Annotated in this window: 23 protein-coding genes and 1 pseudogene; 12 read left to right on the top strand and 12 right to left on the bottom strand. The window is 51.2% G+C overall.

Annotated features, from left to right (window positions below; translation table 11 throughout):
• Positions 1 to 8 precede the first annotated feature (8 nt).
• Both HRU10_01590 and murJ read right to left on the bottom strand, forming a co-directional pair.
• Positions 9 to 1,007, bottom strand: a complete 999-nt coding sequence (locus HRU10_01590) for a bile acid:sodium symporter (protein ID NRA25924.1) — start codon at positions 1,005 to 1,007, stop codon at positions 9 to 11.
• Positions 1,000 to 2,568, bottom strand: a complete 1,569-nt coding sequence (gene murJ, locus HRU10_01585) for a murein biosynthesis integral membrane protein MurJ (protein NRA25923.1) — start codon at positions 2,566 to 2,568, stop codon at positions 1,000 to 1,002. The genes HRU10_01590 and murJ overlap by 8 nt, the downstream gene beginning before the upstream one ends.
• Positions 2,569 to 2,667: 99 nt before the next feature.
• Between murJ and HRU10_01580 the strand changes: the two genes are divergently transcribed.
• From HRU10_01580 to HRU10_01570, 3 genes are all read left to right on the top strand, one after another.
• Entirely contained in the window at positions 2,668 to 3,714 is a 1,047-nt protein-coding gene (locus tag HRU10_01580; GenBank protein NRA25922.1) for a phosphate acetyltransferase, read from the top strand.
• Positions 3,704 to 4,957, top strand: coding sequence for an AAA family ATPase (locus HRU10_01575; GenBank protein ID NRA25921.1), 1,254 nt, complete (start codon positions 3,704 to 3,706; stop codon positions 4,955 to 4,957). The genes HRU10_01580 and HRU10_01575 overlap by 11 nt, the downstream gene beginning before the upstream one ends.
• Positions 4,958 to 5,072: 115 nt before the next feature.
• Entirely contained in the window at positions 5,073 to 6,701 is a 1,629-nt protein-coding gene (locus HRU10_01570; protein ID NRA25920.1) for an ABC-F family ATP-binding cassette domain-containing protein, read from the top strand.
• Between the two features lie 385 nt (positions 6,702 to 7,086).
• On the opposite strand, the gene HRU10_01565 is transcribed toward HRU10_01570, so the two are convergent.
• Positions 7,087 to 7,296: a type II toxin-antitoxin system RelE/ParE family toxin gene (locus tag HRU10_01565; protein ID NRA25919.1), complete on the bottom strand. Its 210-nt coding sequence runs from the start codon at positions 7,294 to 7,296 to the stop codon at positions 7,087 to 7,089.
• A 282-nt stretch (positions 7,297 to 7,578) separates the two neighbouring features.
• Between HRU10_01565 and HRU10_01560 the strand changes: the two genes are divergently transcribed.
• Complete coding sequence (locus tag HRU10_01560; protein ID NRA25918.1) at positions 7,579 to 8,157, top strand: HD domain-containing protein; 579 nt, start codon at positions 7,579 to 7,581, stop codon at positions 8,155 to 8,157.
• Positions 8,150 to 8,707, top strand: coding sequence for a GNAT family N-acetyltransferase (locus HRU10_01555; GenBank protein NRA25917.1), 558 nt, complete (start codon positions 8,150 to 8,152; stop codon positions 8,705 to 8,707). The genes HRU10_01560 and HRU10_01555 overlap by 8 nt, the downstream gene beginning before the upstream one ends.
• 288 nt (positions 8,708 to 8,995) lie before the next feature.
• Here HRU10_01555 and HRU10_01550 read toward each other — a convergent pair whose 3' ends face one another.
• From HRU10_01550 to menH, 5 genes are all read right to left on the bottom strand, one after another.
• Positions 8,996 to 10,138 carry a serine hydrolase gene (locus HRU10_01550; GenBank protein ID NRA25916.1) on the bottom strand — a complete coding sequence of 381 codons (1,143 nt, stop codon included), beginning with the start codon at positions 10,136 to 10,138 and terminating at the stop codon, positions 8,996 to 8,998.
• A gap of 449 nt (positions 10,139 to 10,587) precedes the next feature.
• Entirely contained in the window at positions 10,588 to 11,547 is a 960-nt protein-coding gene (locus HRU10_01545; protein ID NRA25915.1) for a hypothetical protein, read from the bottom strand.
• Positions 11,544 to 12,272, bottom strand: a complete 729-nt coding sequence (mpaA, locus tag HRU10_01540; protein NRA25914.1) for a murein tripeptide amidase MpaA — start codon at positions 12,270 to 12,272, stop codon at positions 11,544 to 11,546. Before mpaA ends, HRU10_01545 begins: the two co-directional genes overlap by 4 nt.
• A gap of 11 nt (positions 12,273 to 12,283) precedes the next feature.
• On the bottom strand, positions 12,284 to 13,372 hold the full coding sequence (locus HRU10_01535; protein NRA25913.1) for a dipeptide epimerase: 1,089 nt from the start codon (positions 13,370 to 13,372) through the stop codon (positions 12,284 to 12,286).
• A 56-nt stretch (positions 13,373 to 13,428) separates the two neighbouring features.
• A complete protein-coding gene (menH, locus tag HRU10_01530) occupies positions 13,429 to 14,181 on the bottom strand; it encodes a 2-succinyl-6-hydroxy-2,4-cyclohexadiene-1-carboxylate synthase (protein NRA25912.1) in 753 nt (250 codons plus the stop codon).
• Positions 14,182 to 14,283: 102 nt separating this feature from the next.
• Between menH and HRU10_01525 the strand changes: the two genes are divergently transcribed.
• The 4 genes and pseudogenes from HRU10_01525 (at position 14,284) to HRU10_01510 (ending at position 18,264) form a co-directional block, all read left to right on the top strand.
• Positions 14,284 to 15,069, top strand: coding sequence for a M48 family metallopeptidase (locus HRU10_01525; protein NRA25911.1), 786 nt, complete (start codon positions 14,284 to 14,286; stop codon positions 15,067 to 15,069).
• Positions 15,070 to 15,458: 389 nt separating this feature from the next.
• A pseudogene (locus tag HRU10_01520) lies at positions 15,459 to 16,803 on the top strand (hypothetical protein).
• Positions 16,784 to 18,121 (top strand): serine hydrolase, encoded by a 1,338-nt coding sequence (locus HRU10_01515; GenBank protein NRA25910.1) that lies wholly within the window; start codon positions 16,784 to 16,786, stop codon positions 18,119 to 18,121. Before HRU10_01520 ends, HRU10_01515 begins: the two are co-directional and overlap by 20 nt.
• Complete coding sequence (locus HRU10_01510) at positions 18,121 to 18,264, top strand: hypothetical protein (protein ID NRA25909.1); 144 nt, start codon at positions 18,121 to 18,123, stop codon at positions 18,262 to 18,264. Before HRU10_01515 ends, HRU10_01510 begins: the two co-directional genes overlap by 1 nt.
• 213 nt (positions 18,265 to 18,477) lie before the next feature.
• Here the strand turns inward: HRU10_01510 and HRU10_01505 are convergent, their stop codons facing one another.
• Entirely contained in the window at positions 18,478 to 19,536 is a 1,059-nt protein-coding gene (locus tag HRU10_01505; GenBank protein ID NRA25908.1) for a prohibitin family protein, read from the bottom strand.
• Positions 19,537 to 19,836: 300 nt separating this feature from the next.
• Between HRU10_01505 and HRU10_01500 the strand changes: the two genes are divergently transcribed.
• Complete coding sequence (locus HRU10_01500) at positions 19,837 to 20,385, top strand: DUF697 domain-containing protein (protein ID NRA25907.1); 549 nt, start codon at positions 19,837 to 19,839, stop codon at positions 20,383 to 20,385.
• Positions 20,386 to 20,435: 50 nt separating this feature from the next.
• Positions 20,436 to 20,621 (top strand): hypothetical protein, encoded by a 186-nt coding sequence (locus HRU10_01495; protein NRA25906.1) that lies wholly within the window; start codon positions 20,436 to 20,438, stop codon positions 20,619 to 20,621.
• Between the two features lie 359 nt (positions 20,622 to 20,980).
• On the opposite strand, the gene HRU10_01490 is transcribed toward HRU10_01495, so the two are convergent.
• Positions 20,981 to 21,958: a transposase gene (locus HRU10_01490; protein NRA25905.1), complete on the bottom strand. Its 978-nt coding sequence runs from the start codon at positions 21,956 to 21,958 to the stop codon at positions 20,981 to 20,983.
• 66 nt (positions 21,959 to 22,024) lie between these two features.
• Positions 22,025 to 22,165: a hypothetical protein gene (locus HRU10_01485; GenBank protein ID NRA25904.1), complete on the bottom strand. Its 141-nt coding sequence runs from the start codon at positions 22,163 to 22,165 to the stop codon at positions 22,025 to 22,027.
• On the opposite strand from HRU10_01485, the gene HRU10_01480 reads away from it, so the two are divergent.
• Positions 22,166 to 22,306: a hypothetical protein gene (locus HRU10_01480; protein NRA25903.1), complete on the top strand. Its 141-nt coding sequence runs from the start codon at positions 22,166 to 22,168 to the stop codon at positions 22,304 to 22,306.
• 943 nt (positions 22,307 to 23,249) lie between these two features.
• Here the strand turns inward: HRU10_01480 and HRU10_01475 are convergent.
• Positions 23,250 to 24,614 (bottom strand): hypothetical protein, encoded by a 1,365-nt coding sequence (locus HRU10_01475; GenBank protein ID NRA25902.1) that lies wholly within the window; start codon positions 24,612 to 24,614, stop codon positions 23,250 to 23,252.
• Positions 24,615 to 25,316 lie beyond the last annotated feature (702 nt).

The following is a 25,316-nucleotide window of genomic DNA, read 5'->3' as shown; positions in this document are numbered from 1 at the left end:
CCTCCGCCTCAGTCTCCAGTTCGCTTCCCAAACCAACCGATCAAGTACCCCCCCACTAATATCTGGATTGGGTGATAAAACATGAGGGGAAGCAGCACAATCCCAAGTGCTGGCGACTCTGCGGTAAAGATCGATCCAGCCATCGGCACGCCTGAGGCAAGGGTCTTCTGCGATCCACAAAAAAGCGCGGTCGCCTGGTCTTGAAGGTTGAACCGAAACACCCGGGCCAAAACAAACACGGACACGAGTCCGAGCGCGAGGAGAAGCAACGTCATCCCAAGTGCCCAACCTACCACTTCGATGCCATATTGCTGCCAAACCCCCTGGACAAAGGAATTACAGAAAGCGGCGTAGATCATGTAGTAGATGATATAGACGTTGGTCTGGCTCAGCTTTTTCTTATGAGTCGTCGCCCATGATTTAAGCCAAATGCGGAGAATCTGTCCGAGAATCAGAGGAAGTAAGATGAGGCTCGTTATCTTAAAAAGTAGCCCGCCAATGCGACTTAGGTCAGGCCCAGCAACAGCCACTGAGCCGATAATCCATGTCGCTGCTATCGGAACGATAAAAACTCCCAGAACATTAGAAACCGAAGTATTAAATAAAGCCCCGACAACATTCCCTCCCGCCTTGCCAGTGAAAACAATAGCCGTCGATACCGTGGTCGGCAAAATGGCCAAATAGAGAAAGCCCACACGCAGATCCGGAGGGACACTGCCAAATATTTCTGTCAAAGCTAGCACAGCGATACCCAGTAGGGGCAAGAGCAGGTAATTACTCCCCTGACAAAAGAGGTGCAGCCGCCACTGAAACAGGCCGTCGCGGAGCTCATTGGTTGGCAGCGTCAGACCCTGAATGATAAAAATCACGAAAACGCCCAACTTGGTCGTAATCTCCGACCACAACAACCCTCCAGAAGAGCCAAGCTGCGGCAGTAACCAGGCGAGCGAAACAGACACGCAGACACCAATGAGGAAACTGTTAGAATTTATGAATTTCTTAAGCATGAGGATTCACTCGCTGAAAAAGACGCACCAGTAAGGAGCAGACATCACGCTGCCGAAGCATCAACAATGCGCCAAAATACCCAGCGATAGCCAAAGGTATGCCCAGTCCCACGATCAACAATGAAGTCGATTTCTCTGATAGACCAAACCCTGATACCCATATGAGACCCAGCATGCAGCCTAACCCCATCAGGCATGCACTAATAAGGATTTTGAAGAGGTCCATAACAAATCCTTGAGGAACAACCATACCTCCGCCAGAAACGCGAAATAAACGCACCCCCAGAAGCAGGCACTGAACCCACGCGGCAGCAACATTTCCCAAAGCCAATCCGGCTAAACCGCCCAACGCGATCCCCACTAAACAAAACGCTGCATTCAATAGGAGATTAATCCCAGAAATCTGCATCGGCCCCTTCATGTCTTCTTGGGCATGCAAGGCCCGCGTGAAGTAAGACACTGCAGCATAAGCCGGGATGGACAAAGCATAGATCCCCACAATAGGGGCAGTCAGCGTCAATGCCTCACCATCAAACACACCATACCGGAACAAGGCATCAACAATCTCTCTTTGATAAATCCAGAGCCCGACTGCACTGGGCAGCGTCATCAAACATATCCAGCGTAAACCCTGAAAGCAGGCATGCGACATCTCCACCCGGTTTCCCGCGGCTAATGCCTTGGACATCAAGGGGAAAAATACGGTCGATATCGCAATCGCGAAGAGGCCCAGGGGAAGCTCCATAAAACGACTCGCCAGATACAGCACTGCCACAGCACCGTCATCGATACTATTTGCGAACAAACGGGTTAGGAGAATATTCACCTGAAGAATCGACGCCGCACTCAACCCAGGAATCAAGAGCGACGCGACACGGCTCAGCTCAACCGAAGTTCCCGTATCCCAGCTGGGCCGCCAGCCACAGCGGTTCAGCCCCACCCAGACTAAGCCTACTTGCACCACCCCTCCCAACAGCACCGCCCAACAGAGCCAAATCACCCGCATATGCAGACTCATATCTTCCATGAGCAGAGGCAAACAAGCGGCTGCGATCATTGCCAAATTCAGCCAAACCGGAGAGAGCGAAGATGCATAAAAACGACCCAGTAGGTTGAGTGCTGCCGCCATTACCGCGGTGACGCAGACGAGAAGCATATAAGGGGCAAGCCAGACCCCATACCGTGCCCCCATCTGCCAGCGTTCGCTCCCCACGCCAACCATTGAACATACAGCAAAGACAGCCATCAGAATCAGCATCATTGCTCCCAAGCCCAGAACAAGCCGCGTTAATACCTGGTCGAAGATACGCGGCTTTTGGCGCTCACGCTCGCCGCTCGATGCCTGCGCGAGCACCGGTATCAGGGCAGACGTGAGCGCACCTTCGCCAAATAAACGGCGAAACAGATTGGGCAGCGTGAATGCCAAAATGAAGGCAGAATTATAGACACTCGTACCCAGAGCGGCATAAACCAAAACGTCCCGAAGCAACCCAAGCAGCCGTGACAACAAGGTCGATCCGCCAACGACGAGGAGGTTCTTTACTTTGTTCTTGTTGTCCACTGTCGATAAACACAGCATCCGATACAAATTTTTATTACCCGGAAGCGACCGGATGGTCGCTGTTCCCAAAGCATAAGCAACGACAAAGCTACTTCCTATATGGCTCTACTTGAACGACTCATGGAACGACTCCGCAGCCACCCCAAGCGGATTGTCTTCCCCGAAGGCGGAGATCCACGGATCCTGCAGGCAGCCAGAGAATTTGCCAAAAATAACCTCGGCGTGCCGATTTTGCTCGGAGACCGTACTGAAATAAAAGCCAAGGCGGCAGCGCTTGGAATCAGCCTGGAGCACATTCGCATCATCGAACCGTCACGCAGCGATGAAATGGAACACCTCGCTGGTAAATTTCGCGGCCTTCAGCGGTTTTCGAACCTGAAGGCAAAAGAGGCAGAGGACTACCTGCTCAATAACAATTACTTTGCGACGATGATGCTCGCCACCGGGCAAGCCTCTGCCCTCGTTTCAGGAGCAACGGCATCAGCCTCAAGCGCGATTCGTCCACTCCTCCGTATCATACCGCTCCAAAAGGAAGTCGATACCGTATCGTCTGTGCAAATCCTCGATTTGGACGACAGCACTTTGGGCATCAATGGAACCCTGTTCCTAGGGGATTGCGCAGTCATACCGCAACCAGATGAGAAACAAATCGCCGATCTCGCGCTGACCGCCGCGGGGATTTGTTATCACATCACCAACGAACGTCCGCGCGTTGCCATGTTAGCTTTTTCTTCGAAAAGCTCCAACTCCAGGGTCCCCGCGATCATGCGCATGAAGGCGGCAACTGATCTCTGTCACGAGAAAGCGCGGAAATTATTTTTCGACTTCGACGTCGATGGTGAACTGCAAGTGGACGCTGCACTGAACCCACACGTCGCCGAAGCCAAAGGCATCCAAAGCTCGGTAGCCGGCAAAGCAAACGTACTCATTTTCCCAAGCCTCAACGCAGGGAACATCGCCATCAAGATGATCCAAACGATCGCTCGCTGCCGCACTTACGGACCGGTCCTCACAGGATTATCGAAGCCCGCGGCCGAAATTTCCCGGGGCGCCAATGCACATGACATTTTCGGCACTGCTGTCGTCGTAGGATGCCAAGCGATCGACCAGCAACTGCTCCATCCGACACGAGACCATGCCCAGTAATCGCGACCGACGACGCAAGAAGCGCCCCATCGACCAGTTGACGCGCGCCCCCTTCGAGAACGATGTTGTCGATGGCCTCCTCTCGGCCCCGCGCAACAGCACGACTAAGAGGATCTTCGTTGCCGCCACGCGCATGAATGACGGCAAAACGACCACCTGCCTGGGACTCTTCGGAGCCATGCGCTCGATGACCGAACATATCGGCTTCATCAAGCCCGTAGGCCAACGCTTCATTGAAGTCGAAGGCTTCAAGGTAGACGAAGACTCGGTGCTCTTCGACACGGTATTCGACCCCAAAGTACCAATCGAGGCTATGAGCCCCGTAGCCGTCGATGGCTCCTTTACGCGACGCTACCTCAATGATCCAGAATCCAACTACGACTTGATGGTCGATCGCATTTGTCGGGGTTTCGACCGGGCATCCTACGAAAAAGACTATGTGATTGTTGAGGGCACAGGCCATGCAGGCGTGGGCTCAGTGTTTGATTTTAGCAATGCCAAGGCGGCCAAAGTACTCGGCGCAAAGGCGATCATCGTCGCCCAGGGAGGCATTGGACGACCCGTTGATGAGATCGCACTCAACAAAGCCCTTTTCGACAAAGAGGGAGTCGAAGTCATTGGCGCGATTCTAAACAAAGTGCTTCCTGACAAAGTCGAGATGGTCCGCGATTACGCAGAACTCGGACTAAAGCGCCTGGGAGTTCCCCTACTCGGCGTCATGCCCGTTCAAAAGGCGTTGGGTGCTCCCAATTTATCTCAAATAGTCGAAGAGATTGGCGGGCGCTGGCTCAATGGCCGAGCCAAGGGAACCAGCGAACGGGTCCACCGTGTGGTTATCGGAGCGATGACTGCGAAGGGCATTGTGGACTACATACAGCCTGGCGTGCTGATCATTACTCCCGGCGACCGTGAGGACATCATTCTTTCAGCCATCGCTACAGCCGCGGTATCCGATGGGAAAAAACTTTCCGGCATCATCCTGACACGCAACATCCTGCCGCATCCCAAATTGGTCGACATGATTTCAAAGACCAAAATACCTGTGGTGCTCAGCAGTGATGAGTCTTACAGCGTCGCCTCGAAGATCAACCAGATGACCGTCAAAACCATGCCGACCGACGTAGATAAAATCCCGATCATCCAGAAATTAGTGATGGATCACGTGGATTTGGAAAAAATTAAAAACGCCTTCAACACTTCCACTGAGAACGAGCGTCAGCAGACTCTAGAGCTTCCCGAATAATTCTGGGCCAGACGGCCAACAGCGATTCGTCGATTTTCCTGCATTTTCTCTAGCAAGCGCACAGGCTTCTCCTAAGCTGCTACGCTTTTACCTTCGGCCCATCTCACTGACCGCAATGATCGACATCAAGGACCTCACCCTGCGTTTTGGCGAACGCTACCTTTTCCAGGAAATCTCTGCTCACATTAGCATGCGCGACCGCATCGCTTTGGTCGGCGCGAACGGCACTGGAAAATCCACACTCCTGAAAGTGCTTATGGGCGAGCAGAAGGTCGATACCGGCGAAATCGACAAAGCCGGGACCGTTAAAATCGGCTACCTCCCACAGGATGGAATTTCAGCCAAAGGCAAGACCCTCTACAAGGAAGTCGAAACCGCCTTTGGGGATGCCCTTGAGCTCAAAGAACAAATCGCCGAGGCGGAGGAGAAAATGTATGAGCTCGATCCGGATTCCGAGGAGTATTACGACGTCATCGACATGCTCGGCGATCTCGAACAGCAGCTCGAAAATTACGAGCCTGAGAAGATGAAGAGCCGCATCGAGCGGATTCTTATCGGACTCGGCTTTTACGAAAAAGATTTCGAACGCGACACAGAAGAGTTCTCTGGAGGCTGGCAGATGCGTATAGCCCTGGCCAAACTGCTCCTCGCCAATCCATCCCTGCTTCTCCTCGACGAGCCGACCAATCACCTCGATATCGTTTCGCAAAATTGGCTCGAGCACTACCTAGCAAATTACCCCGGCGCGCTGATGGTCATTTCCCACGACAAAGCCTTCTTGGATGCCGTCACAAGCAAGACATTTGAGGTTAAATTTGGAAAACTGAATTCCTATGCCGGTAACTATTCATTCTACGAGACCGAACGCGAAGCTCGTCTAGAACAGCAGCGCAAAGCCTACGAAAACCAGAAGAAAGAAATCACGCGCCAAAAGGAGCTCATCAATCGCTTTCGTGGCAACGTGAAGAAAGCAGGCATGGTCCAGAGCCGGATCAAAGCTCTCGACAAAATCGAAGTCATCAAACCAGAGCGCGAAGAGAAGAAAATCTGGTTTCGTTTCGCCCCACCCCCGCCAGCTAGTCAGAAAGTCGTCATCCTCAATGAAGTGCGTAAATGCTATGAAGACCACGAGGTATTCCGCGACCTGAGCTTACGCATTGACAAAGGAGACCGCATTGCCGTAGTCGGCGTAAACGGCGCAGGTAAATCGACCTTGGCTCGTATCATTGCGGGCGTGGAACCCCTAACCGACGGCACCATCGATGTCGGTCTCAATACCGTGATCGCCTATTTCGCGCAGCAGCAAGCCGAAGAACTCGACTCGAGCAAAACCGTCCTACAAGAAGTCGAAAGTTCGATAGAATCTGCGAATAAAGATGCCAATCCGCGCGGTGCTCTCGGAGCTATGCTCTTCAGCGGAGACGATCACTTTAAATCCGTTTCAGTCCTCTCAGGGGGTGAACGGAATCGAGTAGCCTTGGCGAAAATGCTCATGAAACCGGCAAATTTCATCATTCTCGACGAACCGACCAACCACCTGGACATTAAGAGTAAGGAAGTCCTGCAGGATGCGATTCGCGAGTTCGACGGCACCATCCTCCTCGTTTCTCACGACCGCGATTTCCTCGATCCCGTCGTCAACAAGGTCCTAGAAGTCAGCAAAACCGGCCTGCGCATGCTCTCATGCAACGTCAGCGAATACATCAAACGCATGGAAGCCGAGAGCGACAGTGGCTTGTCTTAGACCATTGAATATTCGAAGGAATTCAGTCGCTTGCACTGCCTGATACTATTTCGTTAATCGGTCACGCTGGAGCGCGGTGCTTCGTCACCGCTACGCGTCTGTTTGTAATACGCTAAGTGGCAGACCTATATCACAAGAGCAAACGCTTTGAAAAGCGTCCCCACCTCCTCAATCCAGAAAAACACGCCTACTTCCGCGAATTTCTGCGCCTTCCGCGGCTCTCAAACAAAAAAATGAACCAGCTTGCGCAACGCCCAGAGCTTATAGCCGAAGGTCGATCATCTCGGTCAAGGCACTCGTATGCAGCAAAAGACAGATCCAAGACACTCGGGGCTCATGGCAGCAAATGGTGAGCAGCACATTGATTTCTTAACAAAGATTACCGCTACAGATCGTCAAAGTGACGCTCAATATCCATGCTTTGATGCAAAATACGAATGATATCCATGTGCGTATCCCGTGGGAAATAAAGTATCAAATGACGGCCGACCGTTAGCTTTCGGAGGCCCTCTAAAACTAAGTCAAATGGCCGTCCAAGATGAGGGTTATCAGATAGTGACAAGGTTGTCGCTCCTTGGCTACTGCCGTTATATATAAAGCTCTCTGGAGCCTCGACCCTACAGTATGGTTCGAAGCAACGGCCAGCGCCCCGACAGTGCGCGACAAACTGATGTTTAGTAGGGTGATCGCGAGAGCGACTGCCTTCGTGCGGATCAAAGCTAAAGTCAGGCAATGGCTTTCGCCATCACTCTACGCTTCTAATCTGAGCTCAAATTCAATTTTCCTTAGATCTGGTAACACACGTATTCACTCGCCTGGCTGATGAACGTATTGACTTGTCTAAGCACTTACAGCCCCACTCTTTCAGTTTCTGACCATGAACGCTTCCGAAATCCACAGCCGGCTCAGCTTCATTCGCGAAGCCGAAAAATTGAAGAGTGTTTTTAGGACCGCATTCACCACAGACGGACGCGCTGAAAGCACGGCCGCACACACATGGCGACTCTGTCTGGTGGCGATGATGTTCGAAGATCAGTTCACTCACCTAGACTTTGGGAAAATACTCAAAATCTGCGTCATCCACGACCTAGGCGAAGCGATCAACGGAGACATCCCGGCACCCGAACAAAGCGACGCAGGAGGCAAATCTACCCAAGAGCGGGAAGACCTGCTCACACTCCTCAAGCCCCTCAACTGCGAGCTTAAGCAAGAGATACTGACACTTTGGGATGACTATGACAACGCCACCTCGGAAGAGGCAAAAGTCGTCAAAGCGTTAGATAAAATCGAAACCCTCATTCAGCACAACCAAGGAGCCAATCCGCCCGACTTCGATTACGCCTTCAACCTCACCTACGGACAGAAATATATGGAGGCGCATCCAGTATTTTTAGAGATCCGAGAAACCATAGACAAAGACACGCGCGCAAAGATCAAAGGCACTGAAAATGAATAGGTGCATCAACGACTATCTCGATAGGACGTTCGTCATAGAGAATGCAATCACAGGGGCGAACTACCTCTTGCAGCCGATTTATAGACTGGAGCCTTGTCATGGGAATCTTAAGCAAATCGCCGCAATTTGTAACGAAGATCTCGTGTATGAGTGGTGTTTTAGATCCTTATGCAACGGAGTCCCTTATCCTCAGACGATGGCTCGGGAGTGGATCCAATGGGGAGCCGACGGGTGGCAAAACAGCACGCACTTTGTCTACGTAGTGACTAATTCTGAAAAATCCATCGCGGCAGCATTAGACATCAAGAGTGCAGATTTGAGACGGGCAGAGATAGGCTACTGGGCAAGTGCCGATCACCGGGGCATAATGAGCAACGCAGTGCGCGCTATTCTGCCACTCGCGGATCAGGCCGGATTCAAACTGTTATTCGCCGATATTCATCCCAATAACAAACGCTCCCAGGCGGTCATTCGAAGATGTGGATTTGAAACAGTCGACAGACAGCCGACCATCAGCGGCCACATTCCATTCGAGAGACCAAATCGATAGTAATTTATTAAGGCCGATCAAAAAACAAACGGAGACGCTTTGGCAACGGGTCACGACGAAGCGTGCCCCTCCAATTACCGGGCTGTCTGGAGCGCGGTGCTTCGTCACCGCTGGGCTTGTTTTCAAAGATGCTATCCACCAGTTTTAACCCGAATTTAATCCGGAGAAAAACTGGCTTCGCCGGTAGAGGCGCCCAGCTGTCTCGCCACGATCAAACGAGCGCCTAAGATTGCAAAAAAGCCCACCGATAAAACCCAAAATGCCGCACGCTATAATCGAAAACTCGCCTTACTTTCCGGAAGCAAGACCCTGCTCAAAGCGCAACACTGCGCGCCCGAGTGCTCCAAGGAATGGCAGGCCGATCGTATCGTACTCATAGACATTATCATTAAAAATCTCATTAGCGTTCACATATACCACCGCAGATAAGGCGAACGCCACCCCGCTCTCCGCATCCGAAACATACGCCACGTCGCTGAGGAAGCCATAAGCTTGTCCTATTTTGTTTATGATCGTCAGTGAATCGGGAATGACAGCCTCAGGCTGGTCACCATAAATGAGATATTTAACATAATTATCCGGTAGGTTCTCTGAAGCATACTCCGGGCTGTTCCGGGGCAGACGCGAGAAGAGCTCAATGAGCAGACTTCGGTGCTCAGATGACAATTTGTAGCTGCTCAGGCCAAACGCCTCACCGTCTTCGATCACCAAACCCAACAAGGCATCATGCAGAGCCTCTAAGCTGATAAAATTACGCCGATGCACGGCAAATGGAGAAGGTATAAGTTCACCACGTGAACGGTAACCAATTCCCAACGCCTCCTCGGGTGCGAATGTATCCGGCCCCAATTGACGCGGCTCTAAGCTGCCGACGCCCGCCTCAAACTCAAAACCCATCAAACTACGCTGGAGCTTAGAAGGCAGGGAAATCGCTAGGCGATGACTCAGCTGGGGAGGACGCTCTCCCTGCAATAGCCTCGCCTCGATCACATCAGGACCGACAAAATCAAAAAGGCGATTGAAGGCCATATTGTCACTCGCAACTGCCACGCGCTCGATATCGCGAAGCAGGCTGCTTTCCCGCTGCTCTGGGTTCGGGTAGGCAATTTCTAAATCCTCGCCAAACATCCGGTATCGCGTGGTCGCTTCGACTCCATTAAGTTTTGGATCAGACTCCAGCCTTTCCAGGGCAATAATCGCTGCCGGAAGTTTAACGGTGCTTGCCGGATAGAAATAACGCGTGGGGTCTACATTAAATGTGTGGGTCTCTATGCCAATCACCGACCCAGCGTCATCTCTAGAAATCCGGCTGAAAACAATCTGTGGCTGATAGCGCTCCAGCGCATCAAAGACTTCTCGAATCTCGGGCTGACTGAGCAAATCTCGATCTTCCAGGGGGTTCTGCCCCCATGTAACAAGCGCGCTAAGCACGTATGTGACAGATATACAGCGTCGAGACTTCAAAAAATTGCGGACAGTTGAAACGGGCATCAAAACTAACTTTGAAAATTATTGAAACACGTCAAATCCCCGAATCCGTCGCCCTTCAGATACTTCGGCGTGTGATGTCTCTGGCTCACAAGGCAATCCATCTCTTCCGCAATACCTATTTTGGGAGATGTCTATTTTTTTATTCCCGTCCCTTATTTTGTTACGTCCCTTATTTTGCTATTTTTTCTTATTTTGTCTGATATGAGCCGATCTACGGAAACGTGATTTTGAGTTCAGATTGGAAGCGTAGAGTGATGGCGACAGCCATTGCTTGACTTGAGCTTTGATCCGCACGAAGGCAATCGCTCTCGCGATCACCCTACTAAACACAAATATACCCGGCACTTCTGGTCATACCCACTCGGCGTTCCTAGGAAGTATGGTAAGCTTTAGTATTCTGGTAGATGAGGCTTGATGTTAAGGCTCCCAAATTCTTGGGCGATCTTGTCCCACTGACCTGATGATAGGCTAGCATCGAAGGCTGCGCGATAGCGTCGGGGTCCTAAAGCGTCCGGGTAGGCCAAGGCGCCTATTTCGATTCCCGAGGCGATGAGCCGCCTGTGAGCTTCTGAGTCGAGAGCTAGGTCCACCACGGGCGCGCGCGGTCGGGGTAAAGGCCAACTCAATTTCTGGACAAATGTATCCCAATGGCGCCACAACCTGGTGCGCAGTTCGGCCTTCAATTGAGCAGTTTCCAAATAAGCATGCGCGTGGGCATTGGCCGGAGGCGCTGCGGTGGTGAATGCAGGATGCCGGGTCAACAGGTGCTCCCAGCCCTTCGGCCCCAAAATAAATCCAGCCGGAAACGCTGTTGCTTTGCCCAGCGATCCAAAAAGAAAGGTGCGTTCCAAGGGTATGGGCCAATGTTTCCAAAACACTTCTGGTTCCCAAAGCCCAAAAGCATGTGACATATCAACGGCAACCCATGCCGCCCCGCGGAGATCCTGATTCATGTTTGGATCCGTTAACCAATGAGCGTGACCCGACATCGGATCGGCTGCGTCGACTAGGAAAAAGTAATCGCCCATGGGCTCAGGTCGCAACTCATCTGAGTTCCTTGAATAACATCGATGACCGCGCGGATCGACATAGACGGAACAACCTGATTTATCGGCGATATCGCGCATCACAAGTCCCGCAAGAAATCCATTAGGCAGCAGTCGAGCCCAGTCAGTTTTCCAGTCTTCAACCAAGGACGCTTCAACTGCTTCAAGAGGCGCAAAGTCTCCCGGGTTATTGCGACTTTGAGGATTATTCACCCCAAACAGGCTCATGCCCTGAGTGACCGCTTTTTGGTAGCTCGAGTGATGTTGCAGCCCCAGATAGCCAGTGCCTTTGAGTCGGATCATGCGCGCCGTCGATCTTTTAGGACATCGAGACCGTGAAACAGCAGATCGATAAATATCGGTAAGTGCACATGCTGGAGCGCCGAGACTGACTGCCCTGGAAATTCATAGGTGATAGCATGGACATCATGTTCGCGCGCCCAGGTCCCAAATGAACCGGGCGTGGGATACCCAATATCGGGAACGAGCGGGAGACCAGTGCGTTCCGACAACCAATGCCCGAGCGGGCTCATAGCCGGGTCATCGATGCAGCCGAGAGGACTGTGTAGGGCGATGACCACGCGGGGCCGGAGGCGAAGTATGAGGTTGATGAGGCTCTGTGTTTCGGGTTCTGATCCCGCCTGTTCGCCTGTCGAGAAGGCTACGCGCTCGCCCCGTGGAGACCAACGGGTTTTCACAGGATCTGACTGCCAACTCTCGCTGGGAAAATTCCGGTTGAGCTCGACTCCGCGTGCATTCCCGCGTGTTCCCAAAAGAACGCCATCCGGGTTAGCGTTAAGCACCACGGCACAACGTTCTGATGGCTGTGCCAGCGAGCGTAACGCTTTGGAAAGCAGGGCAGTCGTCTCAGGTTCTTCACCATGAATTGCAGCAAATAAGAGAATATCGCACGCGTCAGAATTCGGCATCCACACCTCAAGAGGCAATCCACGCACCGAGGTGCCATACCGTTTCGGCTCCGTACGAACGCGGCCACGTTCTTCGATAGGTAGTAGGTGGGATTTCAACTCAGACGAGGTCAGCCGCAATAATGCCAACCTGTTTCGAGAAAACCTGGAGAGGTGGGCTGCGCACCGATGCCCGGAGTGTGAGTTAATGATTCCGTATCCAGTATACCATGGGGAATGGCAGCCCCACGGAAAGGGTCATTGCCAACCAAGGCTGCGCCGTCCAAGTCTAGATCGTCCGCAAGTGCGGCAAGACGTACCCCAGCTGAAATCAGCCAACTCGACTCGATCATACAACCCATCATCGTCTTCAGCCCAGCGGCCCGAGCCTCTTCTAAGGCCAATTTGGCCTGATGAGGACCTCCGGCTTTGACGAGCTTGACATTGACCCAATCGAAACCACCCAGGACTTGGTCGATGTCGCCCGCTTGGCGATAGGACTCGTCCGCCATGAGCGGTAACGGACTGCGCTCACGCAACCAAATCCAGTCTTCTGGGGAAGCACTCCGTGGCATTGGTTGCTCGACACAGAGGATGTTTGGGTCAATCGCCAAGGCCTCGATTTTCGCAAGAGCGACATCACGCGTTTTCCAGGCCTCGTTTGCGTCCACCCGCAAGGGCTTAGTGGGAGCTGCGGCTCGCAAGGCTTGAAGATTTTGGAAATCGGTTTCGAGACCCACCTTGAGTTTGAGGAGGGGATAAGCATCTGCATCGCGGACCTTTCTCTCAATGACCTCGGGTTCAGCCAGACCGATAGTGAAGGAAGAAGTTAAATCAGACGCGGCACGGGCCAGATTCAGATATTGATCTAGAGGCTTCGAGCCTGCACGCGCCGCACCGTCGAGTAACGCAGTGTTCAAAGCACATTTGGCTGCATAATGGCCATCAATTTTTTCTAATTCTCGCTCTATAACCTCCCAATCAGCGAACTCCCAATCACCCGTCTTGAGTCTCGCGAAAATGGCCACCATAGACTCTGGGCTTTCTCCATAATAGGGAACCGGCGAAGCCTCACCGATGCCGATATTTCCTTGAGCGTCCTGAAGACGCACAAAGACAGTTCGAGTGACATCTAGTCCTTTGCCCCCCTCCCCTTGTCGACTGGCGATCGACCATGGATCCCGCATTTCGAGATCAAAGATTTTCCAAGAAAGCCGCATCGGCTCTCCAGTGCAGGCCAGGGGCCAGAAAGCGAAAGAAATGCAATAGCGTCCGTTTAAGCGCTGCGTTCGATACACTCCCTCAGTGTCGTCGCAAATCGTTCCGGATTTTCTATGTGCGGAGAATGGCCACAGTCCGGAATCACTGTTTGTGAATAACTTGGGAGCAACTTCGCCATTTCGGTATTGATGCTTTTGAATTTTTCATCAGATGCGCCCGCAACTAGATCGACGTGCAATGGCATCTGGGCAAGCACATCCCAAAGTGAAGGAAGCACCCCGTTACCCAGGCCCTCCATCGCTGCAATCCAACCCTCAGCATCTGCCTGAATCTGCCGCTGACGGATAGGGGCCAGGACTTCCGTGGGCGCATGTTGTTGGGTTTTTAGGACGTTTTGACTAGTCCAGGAGCGGATCCAGGCATCGCGCGGCTCCTCTCTAAGCTTCTGAATCCAACAGGCGTCTGCGATCCGCCGTTGATGCCGATCCTTCTCGGAAGCGAGCCCTGGACTCGCGCTGACGAGAATGAGTTTGCTGAATAATTCAGGTTTACGCAGCGCCCAATGCAACGCAATACGGCCCCCCATGGAGTAGCCCAGCAGTGCAGGACGATGAAGCTTTCGCTCTTCCAAATATACTGTGAGTAAGTCCAGTGTTTTTGCCAAATTGCAGTCTCGCAGGTCAGCATTTTTGCCATGCCCGGGCAGATCCGGCGCATGCCATTCGATATACTCCCGAAGCAGAGAGCAGGTCGCATCAAAGTCTGCTCCCGAGCCCGTGAAACCATGCAGCGCTACTATTTGCGTCATCCTCATCAAGAACTTCCGCGACACGCCGTGGTCTGCAAGAGTCAAATCAGTCTTGATGGCCTAAGTCGACAGGCCTATTCCGTCAAAAATCGAAATTTTCCCATGACCCGCTTTACCCGCAATATTACTAGCCTGGCTCTGATCTGCACTCTGGTGAGTTGCACCACCGTCAATGAGACCGGTCGCTCTGCGATCAATTTGATGCCAGAATCACAACTGGTGGCGATGTCGCTCCAAGCCTTCGACGACATGAAACGCACTGAACCCATTTCGAAGAATAAGGAGCACTTGGCTATAGTGAACCGAATCGGCAAGCGCATCTCATTGGCCATAGCGGATGACTATCCCGACTTCGATTGGGAGTTTGTTGTTTTTGATAACGACGAGGTAAACGCGTTTGCGATGGCTGGAGGTAAGGTGGGCGTCTATACCGGACTCATTGAGCTGGTGGATTCCGACGCTGAGCTCGCGACAGTAATTGGGCACGAAATCGCTCACGTAACGGCACGACACTCCAATGAACGTATGTCCCAGCAACTCATCGCAGCAGGACTCGGTGCCCTACTCTATGCAGGAACGGACGACATGGAAGACGATACACAGGCCATGCTGATGACAGCATATGGCATCGGTTCCACAGTCGGGGCTATCTTACCCTACAGCCGCGTCCATGAGAACGAGGCCGACGAAATCGGTATCTACTATATGGCTCTAGCGGGCTACAACCCAAAGGCGGCCCTCACCTTCTGGGAGAAAATGCGCGCACAAGGAGGCGCGTCCCTACCCGAGTTGCTTTCAACACATCCGGCAGACGACACACGCATCAAAAACATGACCGCACTTATTTCGAAGTATATGCCCGTTTACGAAGCAAACCGGACTCGTTAAGTTGAGACGCATCATATCCTGAAGCAGGCCGCGTAGGGTGAAGTCATCGAAGGCGTTCGGGATTCCTGGCCTAAACGTTACCCACCCGATGGCGATCGCTCTCGGGATCACCCTACAAATCATGGCATCTCCGTGCACTTTTGCCCACCCCTGATGCATCGAGATATGACGAGCCGATCAAATTCAGATTTAAGCACGGCCTTATTTGACTGATCGAGCATACTGTTTCCTATCCGTAGAACGGAAGATAAAGATGGCTAAGCACGTTAAGTCTAAACCCGAGAATTCCTAATTTGAGAGAAGTGGGAGTATCACAAAAAATCCATAGTCTATCACGCGCCTTAATCGGATGGCTCATGATCGTAGTCTCGGTCTCTGCCGATGAGGGTATTGAGCTATATGAACATTCCGATTGGACAGTTCGGGGGCACATCCAAACAGGGGTCAATGCAGTCGCTGAAACAAATTTGTTCTGGGACCTTGCGGCGAACGCTACAAATAACACTGATTTTGACGCCGATGCTCAATGGCTGGAGCTCTATCTTGAACCCGGGGTAAGTTTTGAAACGACCCACAGCGATGATCTGCAGTTTTTTGGAAAGCTTTCGTTCGTTGCGTCTTACACAGCCGGGACCGATGCATTTGATACGGGTGATACGGGCCGGACTACACTTGAGGAGGGGTACTTAGGAATCAGAGCTAAGACGGACTCAGGGCTAGAAATCGAAACCACCTTGGGGCCCCAAGTCCTTAAAATCGGAAACCGGATGCTCATCACAAACGGAGGGAGTGATGGCTTCACTCGAGGTGCTCTCAAATTTGGTCCACGCGAGGCATGGGAAATGGCCGGTGTTCTCAAGGCCTCCTGGCAAAAGCTCACCAGCACTTTATTCTACATCGACGCCAATGAACCGTCTGACAATGACTCAGAAAATGAATTAGCTGGGTTCGATGTGCGGTGGGATGACGGCAATAACAACCTAGGCATCAACTTCATTCATGTCACTCGATCCGAAGCGCCGTATCCGAAAGCTCCGACGGGGGGCGTTGGGCCACCTGAATTTATCAACGGAGCACGCGAGGGACTCAACTCAGTCAATGTTTATGGCAACGCCCATGGCTTCGAAGCACTGTCGGGAGAATTTTCATTCTGGCGACTTAGCTTATCAGTGGGACAATGAGGACGATGTGAGAGCTTGGGGCGGAAAAGCCCAAATAAGCTACACGCGCATGCTGGCACCGTGGCGCCCAACACTCTCCTACGCCTATCAGTTATTTACAGGAGACGACCCAGATACACCGGAACTCGAAAGATTCGACCCCCTCTACTACGATGGCTCCCCCAGTGCATGGGCGACCGGATCTAAGTCGGCGATGGTCTTCATTAATTCCAATGTGCAATCACACAACTTGAGTATACGCGTTACGCCCTCTCCGAAGGACATCCTGACCCTCCGCTATGCTCATGTCCGCGTCCATGAATTGCGGAGTCCCGTGCAGTTTGGGCAAGCAACACGCCTGGATTTTTCAACGGGTGTCTCCAGCGTAGTGAGTGGAGTCACCGAACCTCATCTGTCAGATGATATTTTCCTAGAATACACCCGCATCATCAACCGAAACACATACCTGACCAGCGGCTTCAGCATCTCAATGCCCGGAGATGGCATCGAAGCAGTGGCCGCTGGTGCACCCAATTGGACTGGAGGATTCATCAATGTCGTCATCAACTACTAAGGGAACCAAGTGCGCCCTACATATAGCTGCTTTTTTAAGCGCTTTTTGTTACGCGCTTTCAGCGCAAACCACGCCCCTAACAGCCGAAGAATCCGATCCTAAGACTATGGGCTGGATGCAAGGCTTTCCTCCACCTGCTGACAAAATAATCGAACAACCCGACTCGAACTACTTCAGTTTTCCCAAACTGCGATGGACAGTTTCTCACTTTCGCGAACTGCTCCCAACCAAACAAGTGAGCCGGGGCCTCGGGGCTCCAATCCCATTTGAAGTCCACCTCGATCCTTCAATCGATGCAGTGGTATTTCAGCCCCTCGGCAGCGACAAGCCAATGACTTGGAAAGCGTCGTTGTCAGCAAATTACACGGACGGCATCCTTATTCTCCACAAGGGTAAGATCGTCTATGAAGACTATTTCGGCTCACTCAGTGAAGACGGAAAGCATGGGGCCATGTCGATGACTAAATCGATGACTGGGCTCCTCGCAGAAATACTCGTCGCCGAGGGTAAACTCGACGATCAAGCCCGAGTTTCGTCCATCGTACCCGAGCTATCAGATAGCGCTTTCGGTGATGCAACCGTGCGCGAAGTGATGGATATGACGACGTCGCTCGACTATAGCGAGGATTACTCCGACCCCAAGGCCGACATCTGGATATACTGCGCAGCTGCCAACCCACTGCCAAAGCCCAAGGGTTATGAGGGGCCTCGCAGCTATTTTGAATATCTACAAACGGTGAGGAAAGATGGAGAACATGGTGAGGCTTTTGCATACAAGACCATCAATACTGACGCGCTCGGCTGGATTATTTCCAGAGTCACACAGAAAGATGTAGCGACTCAGTTATCCGATAGAATCTGGCGCAGAGTGGGTGCCGAACAAGATGCTTATATGACAGTAGACTCTATTGGAACCCCGTTCGCAGGGGGTGGCCTCAGCGCTGGATTGCGTGATTTGGGGAGAATCGGCCAATTGATGTTGGACAAAGGGGCACTTAATGGAGAACAAATTTTTCCCGCCTCTGTGGTCGAATCAATCACAGCAGGTGCCGATAAATCCGAGTTCGCCAAGGCCAGCTACACAACACTGGAAGGTGGAAGCTATAAGTCGATGTGGTGGCTATTTCACAACAAGCATGGCGCCTACGCAGCTCGTGGCGTGCACGGACAAACGATCTACATCGACCCAACCGCAGAGATGGTCATCGTCCGGTTCGCCTCTTTCCCACAGGCAAAGAACGCCTACATTGATCCGACTTCACTCCCAGCATATCAAGCTATCGCAGAACACTTGTTAGAGAAAACCAGCTCGATGTAATGACTAAACATCCTCTCTATGTGGCAAAAAGCGCGCTGGTTTCCAACCAGGTGCCAACGAGTCTCGGCACCAAACACACAACCACTTTGGCGAAGCATCCCTACCTCATCAGCACGATACGTGACTCTGGATGTAAATCGTGATCGTTGTCGTTGATGTGTTCGTAATCGAGGCTATCCGGAGGGCAGGCATCAAAACGGGGCAAAAAGGCAATTTTGAGGGCTTGTTCTTGTTTCGTTCGAAAAAGCGGGGAACTCACACTAATCCAGGTAAACCCAGGCTTGGTCTGGGCGGCTCGCCACAACACCCTACTGATTGGCCACAATCGACTCGACCCTTACCACGGACCGCAGAAATCACTGTTTCATCAACGGAGCTGAAGCCGGGTCACCCGTCAGATTATTCGTCTCTGATGCGTCCAGTTCCTCTGGTGAATTGGGACTGCGGTCGTAGTTGGGGTTCATATTATCGAGCACCGTCTGTGGATCTTGGCCATCCTCGGGCATGTTCAGTATAAGCGGCAACCCACCCTCTCCACCGATGAGGACAATCTTTGCGTTCTGTGATTCGGAGAGCTTGAGCGTCGCTTCGATCCCCTTAAATCGGAGAAACTCGTCTGTGATTCCAGCGGTGATCGCCTCTTGAAATTTAGCAATTCCCTCACCCTCGATGCGCTTTCGCTCAGCCTCCTGAGTCTCCCGTCGCAAACGAAACTCGTATTCGAGTGCGCGTTGCTCTTCTCGGAGTTTAGACTCAATGGATGCCGCGACCTCGGCCGGCAGTCGAATTTCGCGAATCAGTAAGTCGTCCACCTGAATATAGCGCTCACCTATTTCGCTCACCGCGATCAATACGATATTGTTAATGATCCCCCCTTGGGATCCATAGAGTTCATCAGGATTGTAAGCGCCAATCACACGACGTATCGCAGATTGCACCTCAGGGATCACAACCCTGTCTACGTATTCGGGACCGACTTCTTTATGGAGCAATGGGAGGCTGTCTACCTTAGGCCGGAAACGCACTGACGCATGGATCATGATGCGGAGTCCATTCTTACTAAGAGCGAAAAACTTGGTCTCCCGTTCCTGGACACGCGTCTCGTAGACATACATTTTATCCAGTGGCCAGATGATATTGAGGCCCTCTGTGTAGATCTTTTTTAGGTCAGTTCCTTTTACTGTACCCAGAGGTGAAGTCATGCGACGCCATAAAACGCCAGCTTCTCCTGAGCGCACAGAAATAAAGATATTGTTCCAAAAATAGGCTACGAAGAACACAGCCAAAAACCAAAAGATAACGAGCTTACTCTTCTGGGAATTCCATATGTCGATTACACGGTCATCCCAACGCTTCTTCGGCGAAACCACATCGGGCTCCAATTTCTCGAGACTCTCTGGTTGTTGATCAATCATAGCTCAGCTCAGGCCGGACAATCGACCGTTGCCGTGTGTATGTCTAGCTGAAATCCGATACAATACTGCACTTATATGTCTTCCGATATTATCTAAAACACTGCCATGAAGTAAAACTAGGGATTCAAAAAAAAGACCACCAAAGGGCGCGAGTTTCATTTCAAATAAATCCAGCTTTGGTGGTCCAATAAATTAATGAAAATCAGCAACTTACGGAAAAATTTTGGTTGAGAAGTTTTTAGATTCTAATTTTCTAATAATGTCTTCTCATAGCAATTCACAACCGAATCCTTTCACATCATGACAGCCAAATCAGCATCCGCAAGCAGTGCACCCGCCCCAAAGAAGGCAAAGAAAGTTACCCTGGCAGCTACAAAAGTACCTGAACAAGATAGCAGCGTTACAATCGTAAACGATAATGTGATCCTCTCCATGGCCGCTGGATTAGTTCCGGTTCCCGGGATAGACATCGCCGCCATCACCGGAATCCAGGTAAAGCTCGTTGCAGATCTTGCCAAGAAATACGGCGTTCCTTTCAAAGAAGATATGATTAAAGGCCTTGTCGTCGGTCTTCTCGCGGGTGCAGGAACCACTTTTATAGGCCGCACGCTCGCTGCCAGTGCTGCCAAATTTATTCCATTCGTTGGTACTGCGGCCGGAATGATTGCTGTCCCGATCACAGCAGGGGCAGCGACCTATGCCATTGGCAGGATTTTTGTTAATCACTTTGAATCAGGCGGCACACTCATCAACTTCGACTCCGACAAGGCAAAGGAACACTACACAGCCTTTTTCGAAGAAGGGAAAAAGATCGCTGCTGACTTCAAGGACGCGGCCAAGGCCATCTAGAACTCACTTTTCCATTCACCAACTAAATTCATATCAATCAGATACAACCTATGACAATGCTCCTCAACAAACTCATCCTACTTATCCCTTACATCGCTCTCGTGAGTGCTGTCGCTTACTTCGGTCGTGACCGCAAGTTTGGCTTCTGGGGTAACTTCGCAGCATCTTTCTTGATGACTCCGCTCTTCGGAATCGTCGTGCTTTTCGCACAGGATAAGAAAGCTGTTGCCGCTTAAGTTAGTCGATTTATCAGACTGACCTTTAAAACCAGTCCCGCGCGATACGGACTGGTTTTTTTGTGCCCGTTGAGAGCTGTCTGACACCTGGGATATACTTCGTTCACTCAATAAGTCCCCACAATCCGATGAAAAGGTTTCTAATTCCATCACAGAGTTCACCAAGGATTGCGATACGTTGATTCAAAGAAACGTGCAAAGAATCAAAACTGCTTAAATTTTCAGGTTTTCTAAAAAGACCCGACGCCCAAAAAACGAAGGCATTAAAATCTGGAAACAGCTCTCACTGGGAACGCTGAGCTCCAGCTCGGCCCTTTCCTCTATGTAAACAATGACTCTTGCGAAACACCATCTCAACTCTACTGATTTCGCAAATCTCTAAAACTCGTCAGTCCGCCCATCGCTGCACCCTCAATAGACTTGGGTAATCGCCTCCGACGATCACCGATACGTTCCGTCCAGTCTTGGATATGCTTCTCCACGAAATGGGACGAACCGATCACAGCGCCCTGAGTAAAATAACGAATGCGTTCACGGAGCAACATGGGCAAAGGCAGCGCTCCCTCAGCGTCCATCACCTCACGAAAAGCCTCATCGCTGATCCCGGCCCCTTCACCATTGCGTTTCGGACCCAACCCCTTCGCAAAGATCACAGTGCGGTACAGCGCAAAGGCCTTGGATAAATCATCGTGCAGGGTCATTGCGCACAGAGCTGCTCGCAACTGCCCCTGTCCCGCCAGCGCCTCAGCATAGCCACAGAAACGATAATCCTTCGGATCATCCACCAGCTTCGCTCGCACCGGATTCAAGTCGATATAGGCAGCCACCGTCCGCAGCACCGCCGGATCATCTTCGACAACAGTACTTTTAAACCGATCGCACCACACTGGACCATAACGCCCACGACTGCGATTAAACCAAATCGAGAAACGCTGCTTCAGCGTTTTCATAAATTCGGACACATCCCCCATCCGCGCTTGGAGCACCGCACGGATACGCTGTCCCTCGTCAGAATTCGTCTTCAACGCCTCCTCCAGCACCGCCAAATCCATTGGCTGGTGATCCGTCGGCTTAGGATACAACAGCGCATACCGCCGCACCAACTCCCCATCCGACACCTCCTTCGCCGCACTACACACCCGCACCAACACATGCACATGATTCGACATCAACACATACGCCAACACCTCCACCCCAGAAAACCCAGCCACCTGCCACAACATCTTCCGCATCATCTCCTTCTCCCGATCCTCAAAGAAAAACTCACCATTCACCGTCCGCGTCATGCAGTGATACACCGCACTCTCAGACGCGCCATAAATTCGTCGTGTTCGCATACTTCAGAAAAAGATCAAAAAATCGGGGAAATGTCTACATTTATAATTCCGTCCCTTTTTTGTCCTCTAATCATTAGATTCGATTTCGGCTAATCTCGTGAGCACGGAGCTAAGGATCGCAGACTGTTCTTCGATCCGTTCATTGGCTGATGAGAGCTGCTTTTCCTTTTCGATGAGGTGCAGGGTAAGTTCTTCGATTTTGGCCATTTGGAGGGTGACGAGTTCGGAGAGTTTGGCGCCGTTTTGCTCGATCTCAGTGGCGGAGGGGATGCCGGGGAGGTGGCCGTGGGCAGTGATGTGGGCTTCGACTTCGGCGAGCGGTGCGAGGCGGTGTCTTCAAAAACGTAGTCGGACCAGCCGGATTCGACGATGACTTCCTTGGCGCGGATGGTGCCGTTGACGTCGAGAGGGTAGTCTGGAGTCGAGGTACCTATGCCGACTTTTGTATCAGTATTTCCCATCCTAATATTGCCACCCTCGGCGTTTAAATGAAGGGTCGTATTGTTCACCCCATTGCGCGCCATGATTTCATTGTTATCTAGAGACACGTTAATGCCATTTACATCTCCGATCATCAGCGTTCCGTTTTTGTTAGATTTAGATACGTCTTGGGATGATATCAGGGTGAGCTTGTGAGATTGTGTATCTCCAGCGACGTGAAGTTTCTTTGTAGGCAATCCTGTTCCAATGCCTACATAACCGTTCGCATTTAATCGCATAACATTCCGATAGCTTCCATTCTCCTGAGTTCGAAGCTGTATTGAAATACTACTGTTACCTGAATCATCTCGAGCTTGGATGTAGGAGGTTCCACTTTGCCCATCCCCCTCATACGCATAAAGAGACATATGCCCTCGTAAATAAGTATTGCCTGCGACATGAAGTTTCCTCCTTGGATTTGATGTGCCTATACCGACGTCACCATCATACGACAGTCGAAGAACATTGATGTAATTGCCATTCTCCTGGGTTCTGAACTGCATCCCAATATCACTCGCACCCGAGTTGTCTCGAGCCTGTAAATATGCCGTTCCGTCATTCCCTATCCCCTCATTAGCAAAAATCTTAACATTGCCCCTTAGGTAAGATGCTCCGTTTACGTGTAGTTTTTCCTATGGAGAACTCACCCCGATCCCGACATTTCCCGAACTCGGAAATATGTTACTAGCCTGTACAGTGATTGCTGAGCAAAACAGAAGGAGGTATCTGATAGGGTTTTTCATCGGTAGGAATTTATAATTCGCGCGGAGACGTAGTGGCGCTGAGGTGTTTGGAGGAATGCAGGTTGAAATTAGTATCGGCGATTTGGGGAGCCGAGCTGGGGCTCGGCGGTCCTGGGAAGAAAGTGTATCTTTGCCGCAGAAAGCGCAGAATGAACGCGGAAATTTTTTGTTTCGATGCGGTTAGTTTTCGAGGGCTTCGAGGCGGTCAAAAATGGCCGAGAGCTCTTGAGAATGATTTCCGCGGCTTGTTCTTCGATAAGCTTTTCCTTTTCGATCAGGTGGAGGGTGAGCTCTTCGATTTTGGCCATTTGGAGGGTGACGAGTTCGGAGAGCTTGGCGCCGTTTTGTTCGATCTCGTTGGCGGAGGGGATGCCAGGGAGGTGGCCGTGGGCGGTGATGTGGGCTTCGACTTCGGCGAGCGGGGCGAGGCGGTAGTCGTCTTTAAAGACGTAGTCAGACCAGCCGGATTCGACGATGACTTCTTTGGCGCGGATAGTGCCGTTGACGGAGAGCTTGTGAGTAGGCCCCAGTGTTCCAATTCCGACGTTGCCGGAATTACGAATTATCATGCGCTTCGTTAGGTTCGAAGCTCCGCCTACCGAGGTTCCTGAACCTGTAGAAAAAACTAAATGCCCTGCGGCATCACCAGAAACAGATGTGGGTCTCGCGCTGGACAAATTTTTCCAAGCACCTCCTTCATAATATGTTTGTAATCCGATTACTTTGTTACCGCCATCGTGAAATACAAAGCCGTTGCCGACCTGTAGTTTTTCTTTTGGGTTGGCGGTGCCAATGCCGACGTTGCCAGATTGAGTGTTAATCGTCATTTTTTGACTAATATTTCCGATGCCATTGAAGTCAGAAAAATGAATCGAGTTGGTATCAAAACTAATAGAAGCCATACCTGAAGAATTACTTCTATCAACAAAGGTAATTGATGGTTGATATGACTGAATCACAAAATCCTTACCCACATCATCATTACCGTTGCCCGTAAAAATTTTCATAGCTTTAGAATCACTTGATTCTCGGATAAAGAAACTATAAGAGTCCATCTCACTCTGTGAGTCCCCTATAGCTAAGTTGCCAGTAATTGTATTCAGCGCACCGAGAGTATTCATTGTAATTCTCCCCCCGCTCAGAGTTGCATTTCCTTGTGCGGTATCCGCCGCATCTGCGACAAAATACCATGTCCCTCCCGTACCTCCAGAGGCTCCGTCATCATAACGAATATAGTCTAGGTTTGTTGAGCCTCCATTATTAGCAATGAGCGCTCCTAAATTGAATTCAATGTTCCCAACAACCTCTAATGATGATGAAGGTGAAGTCGTTCCAATCCCCACATTGCCTGAACTTGGGAATGGATAAGTATTGTTAGCCTGTAAGGTTACAACAGAACAAAACAGGAGGATAGATCGAATGAGGCTCTTCATTGATAGGAATTTATATTTCGCGGAGACGCTATGGCGCAGAGGCGATTAGAGAGATGATAGTTGTAATTAGTGCTGGTGATTTAGAATGCCGAGCTGGGGCTCGGCGTTCCCGGAGAGAAAGTGTGTTTTTGCCGCAGAAGGTGCGGAATGGAAGCGGAATTATTGATTTCGATGTGGTCCGCTAATGGACGCGAATGAGCGCGAATGTCTTCTACCTAGGCTGTAAAGGTGGGTGCTGAATAGATCGTGTCTGTGAGCATGCATAGACCTGACGTGACAACGTGTTTACTGGGTCGTTGAGGGATGAACTGGACCGGTTTTTTGAACGGGAGGGGATAGTTTCGTTGAGGTATCCGCGACATAGGGTGCCGGAGTGGCTCGTTCTGGGGAAAACATATTTCGTAAAAGTTGGTGGAATGGAATTATGGAACAAAGTTTGGTGGATTATTTAGCGAGAAAGCGTTCTCGATAAAGCAGGTCAAGCGTTTTTGTAAAAAAATAGTAACGCAACTTTTGTGATCTTTTGGTCCGCGAATTTATTCGAATTCATCAGGCCGAGCTGGGGCTCGGCGTTCCCAGAAAGAGATGAGGTCTTGGCCGCGGAAGATGCAGAAATGACGCGGAATGTGAAGTCCTGATTTCCGGTTGTCAGTTTTGATTCGTTGTTGGGTGATTTGTCTTCTGGTTAATTTGTGGAGGTTT

Source organism: Opitutales bacterium, from assembly GCA_013215165.1.
Lineage (GTDB): Bacteria > Verrucomicrobiota > Verrucomicrobiia > Opitutales > JABSRG01 > JABSRG01.
Note: the sequence above shows the minus strand (reverse complement) of the source record. Positions and strands in the feature narration are given on the sequence as shown.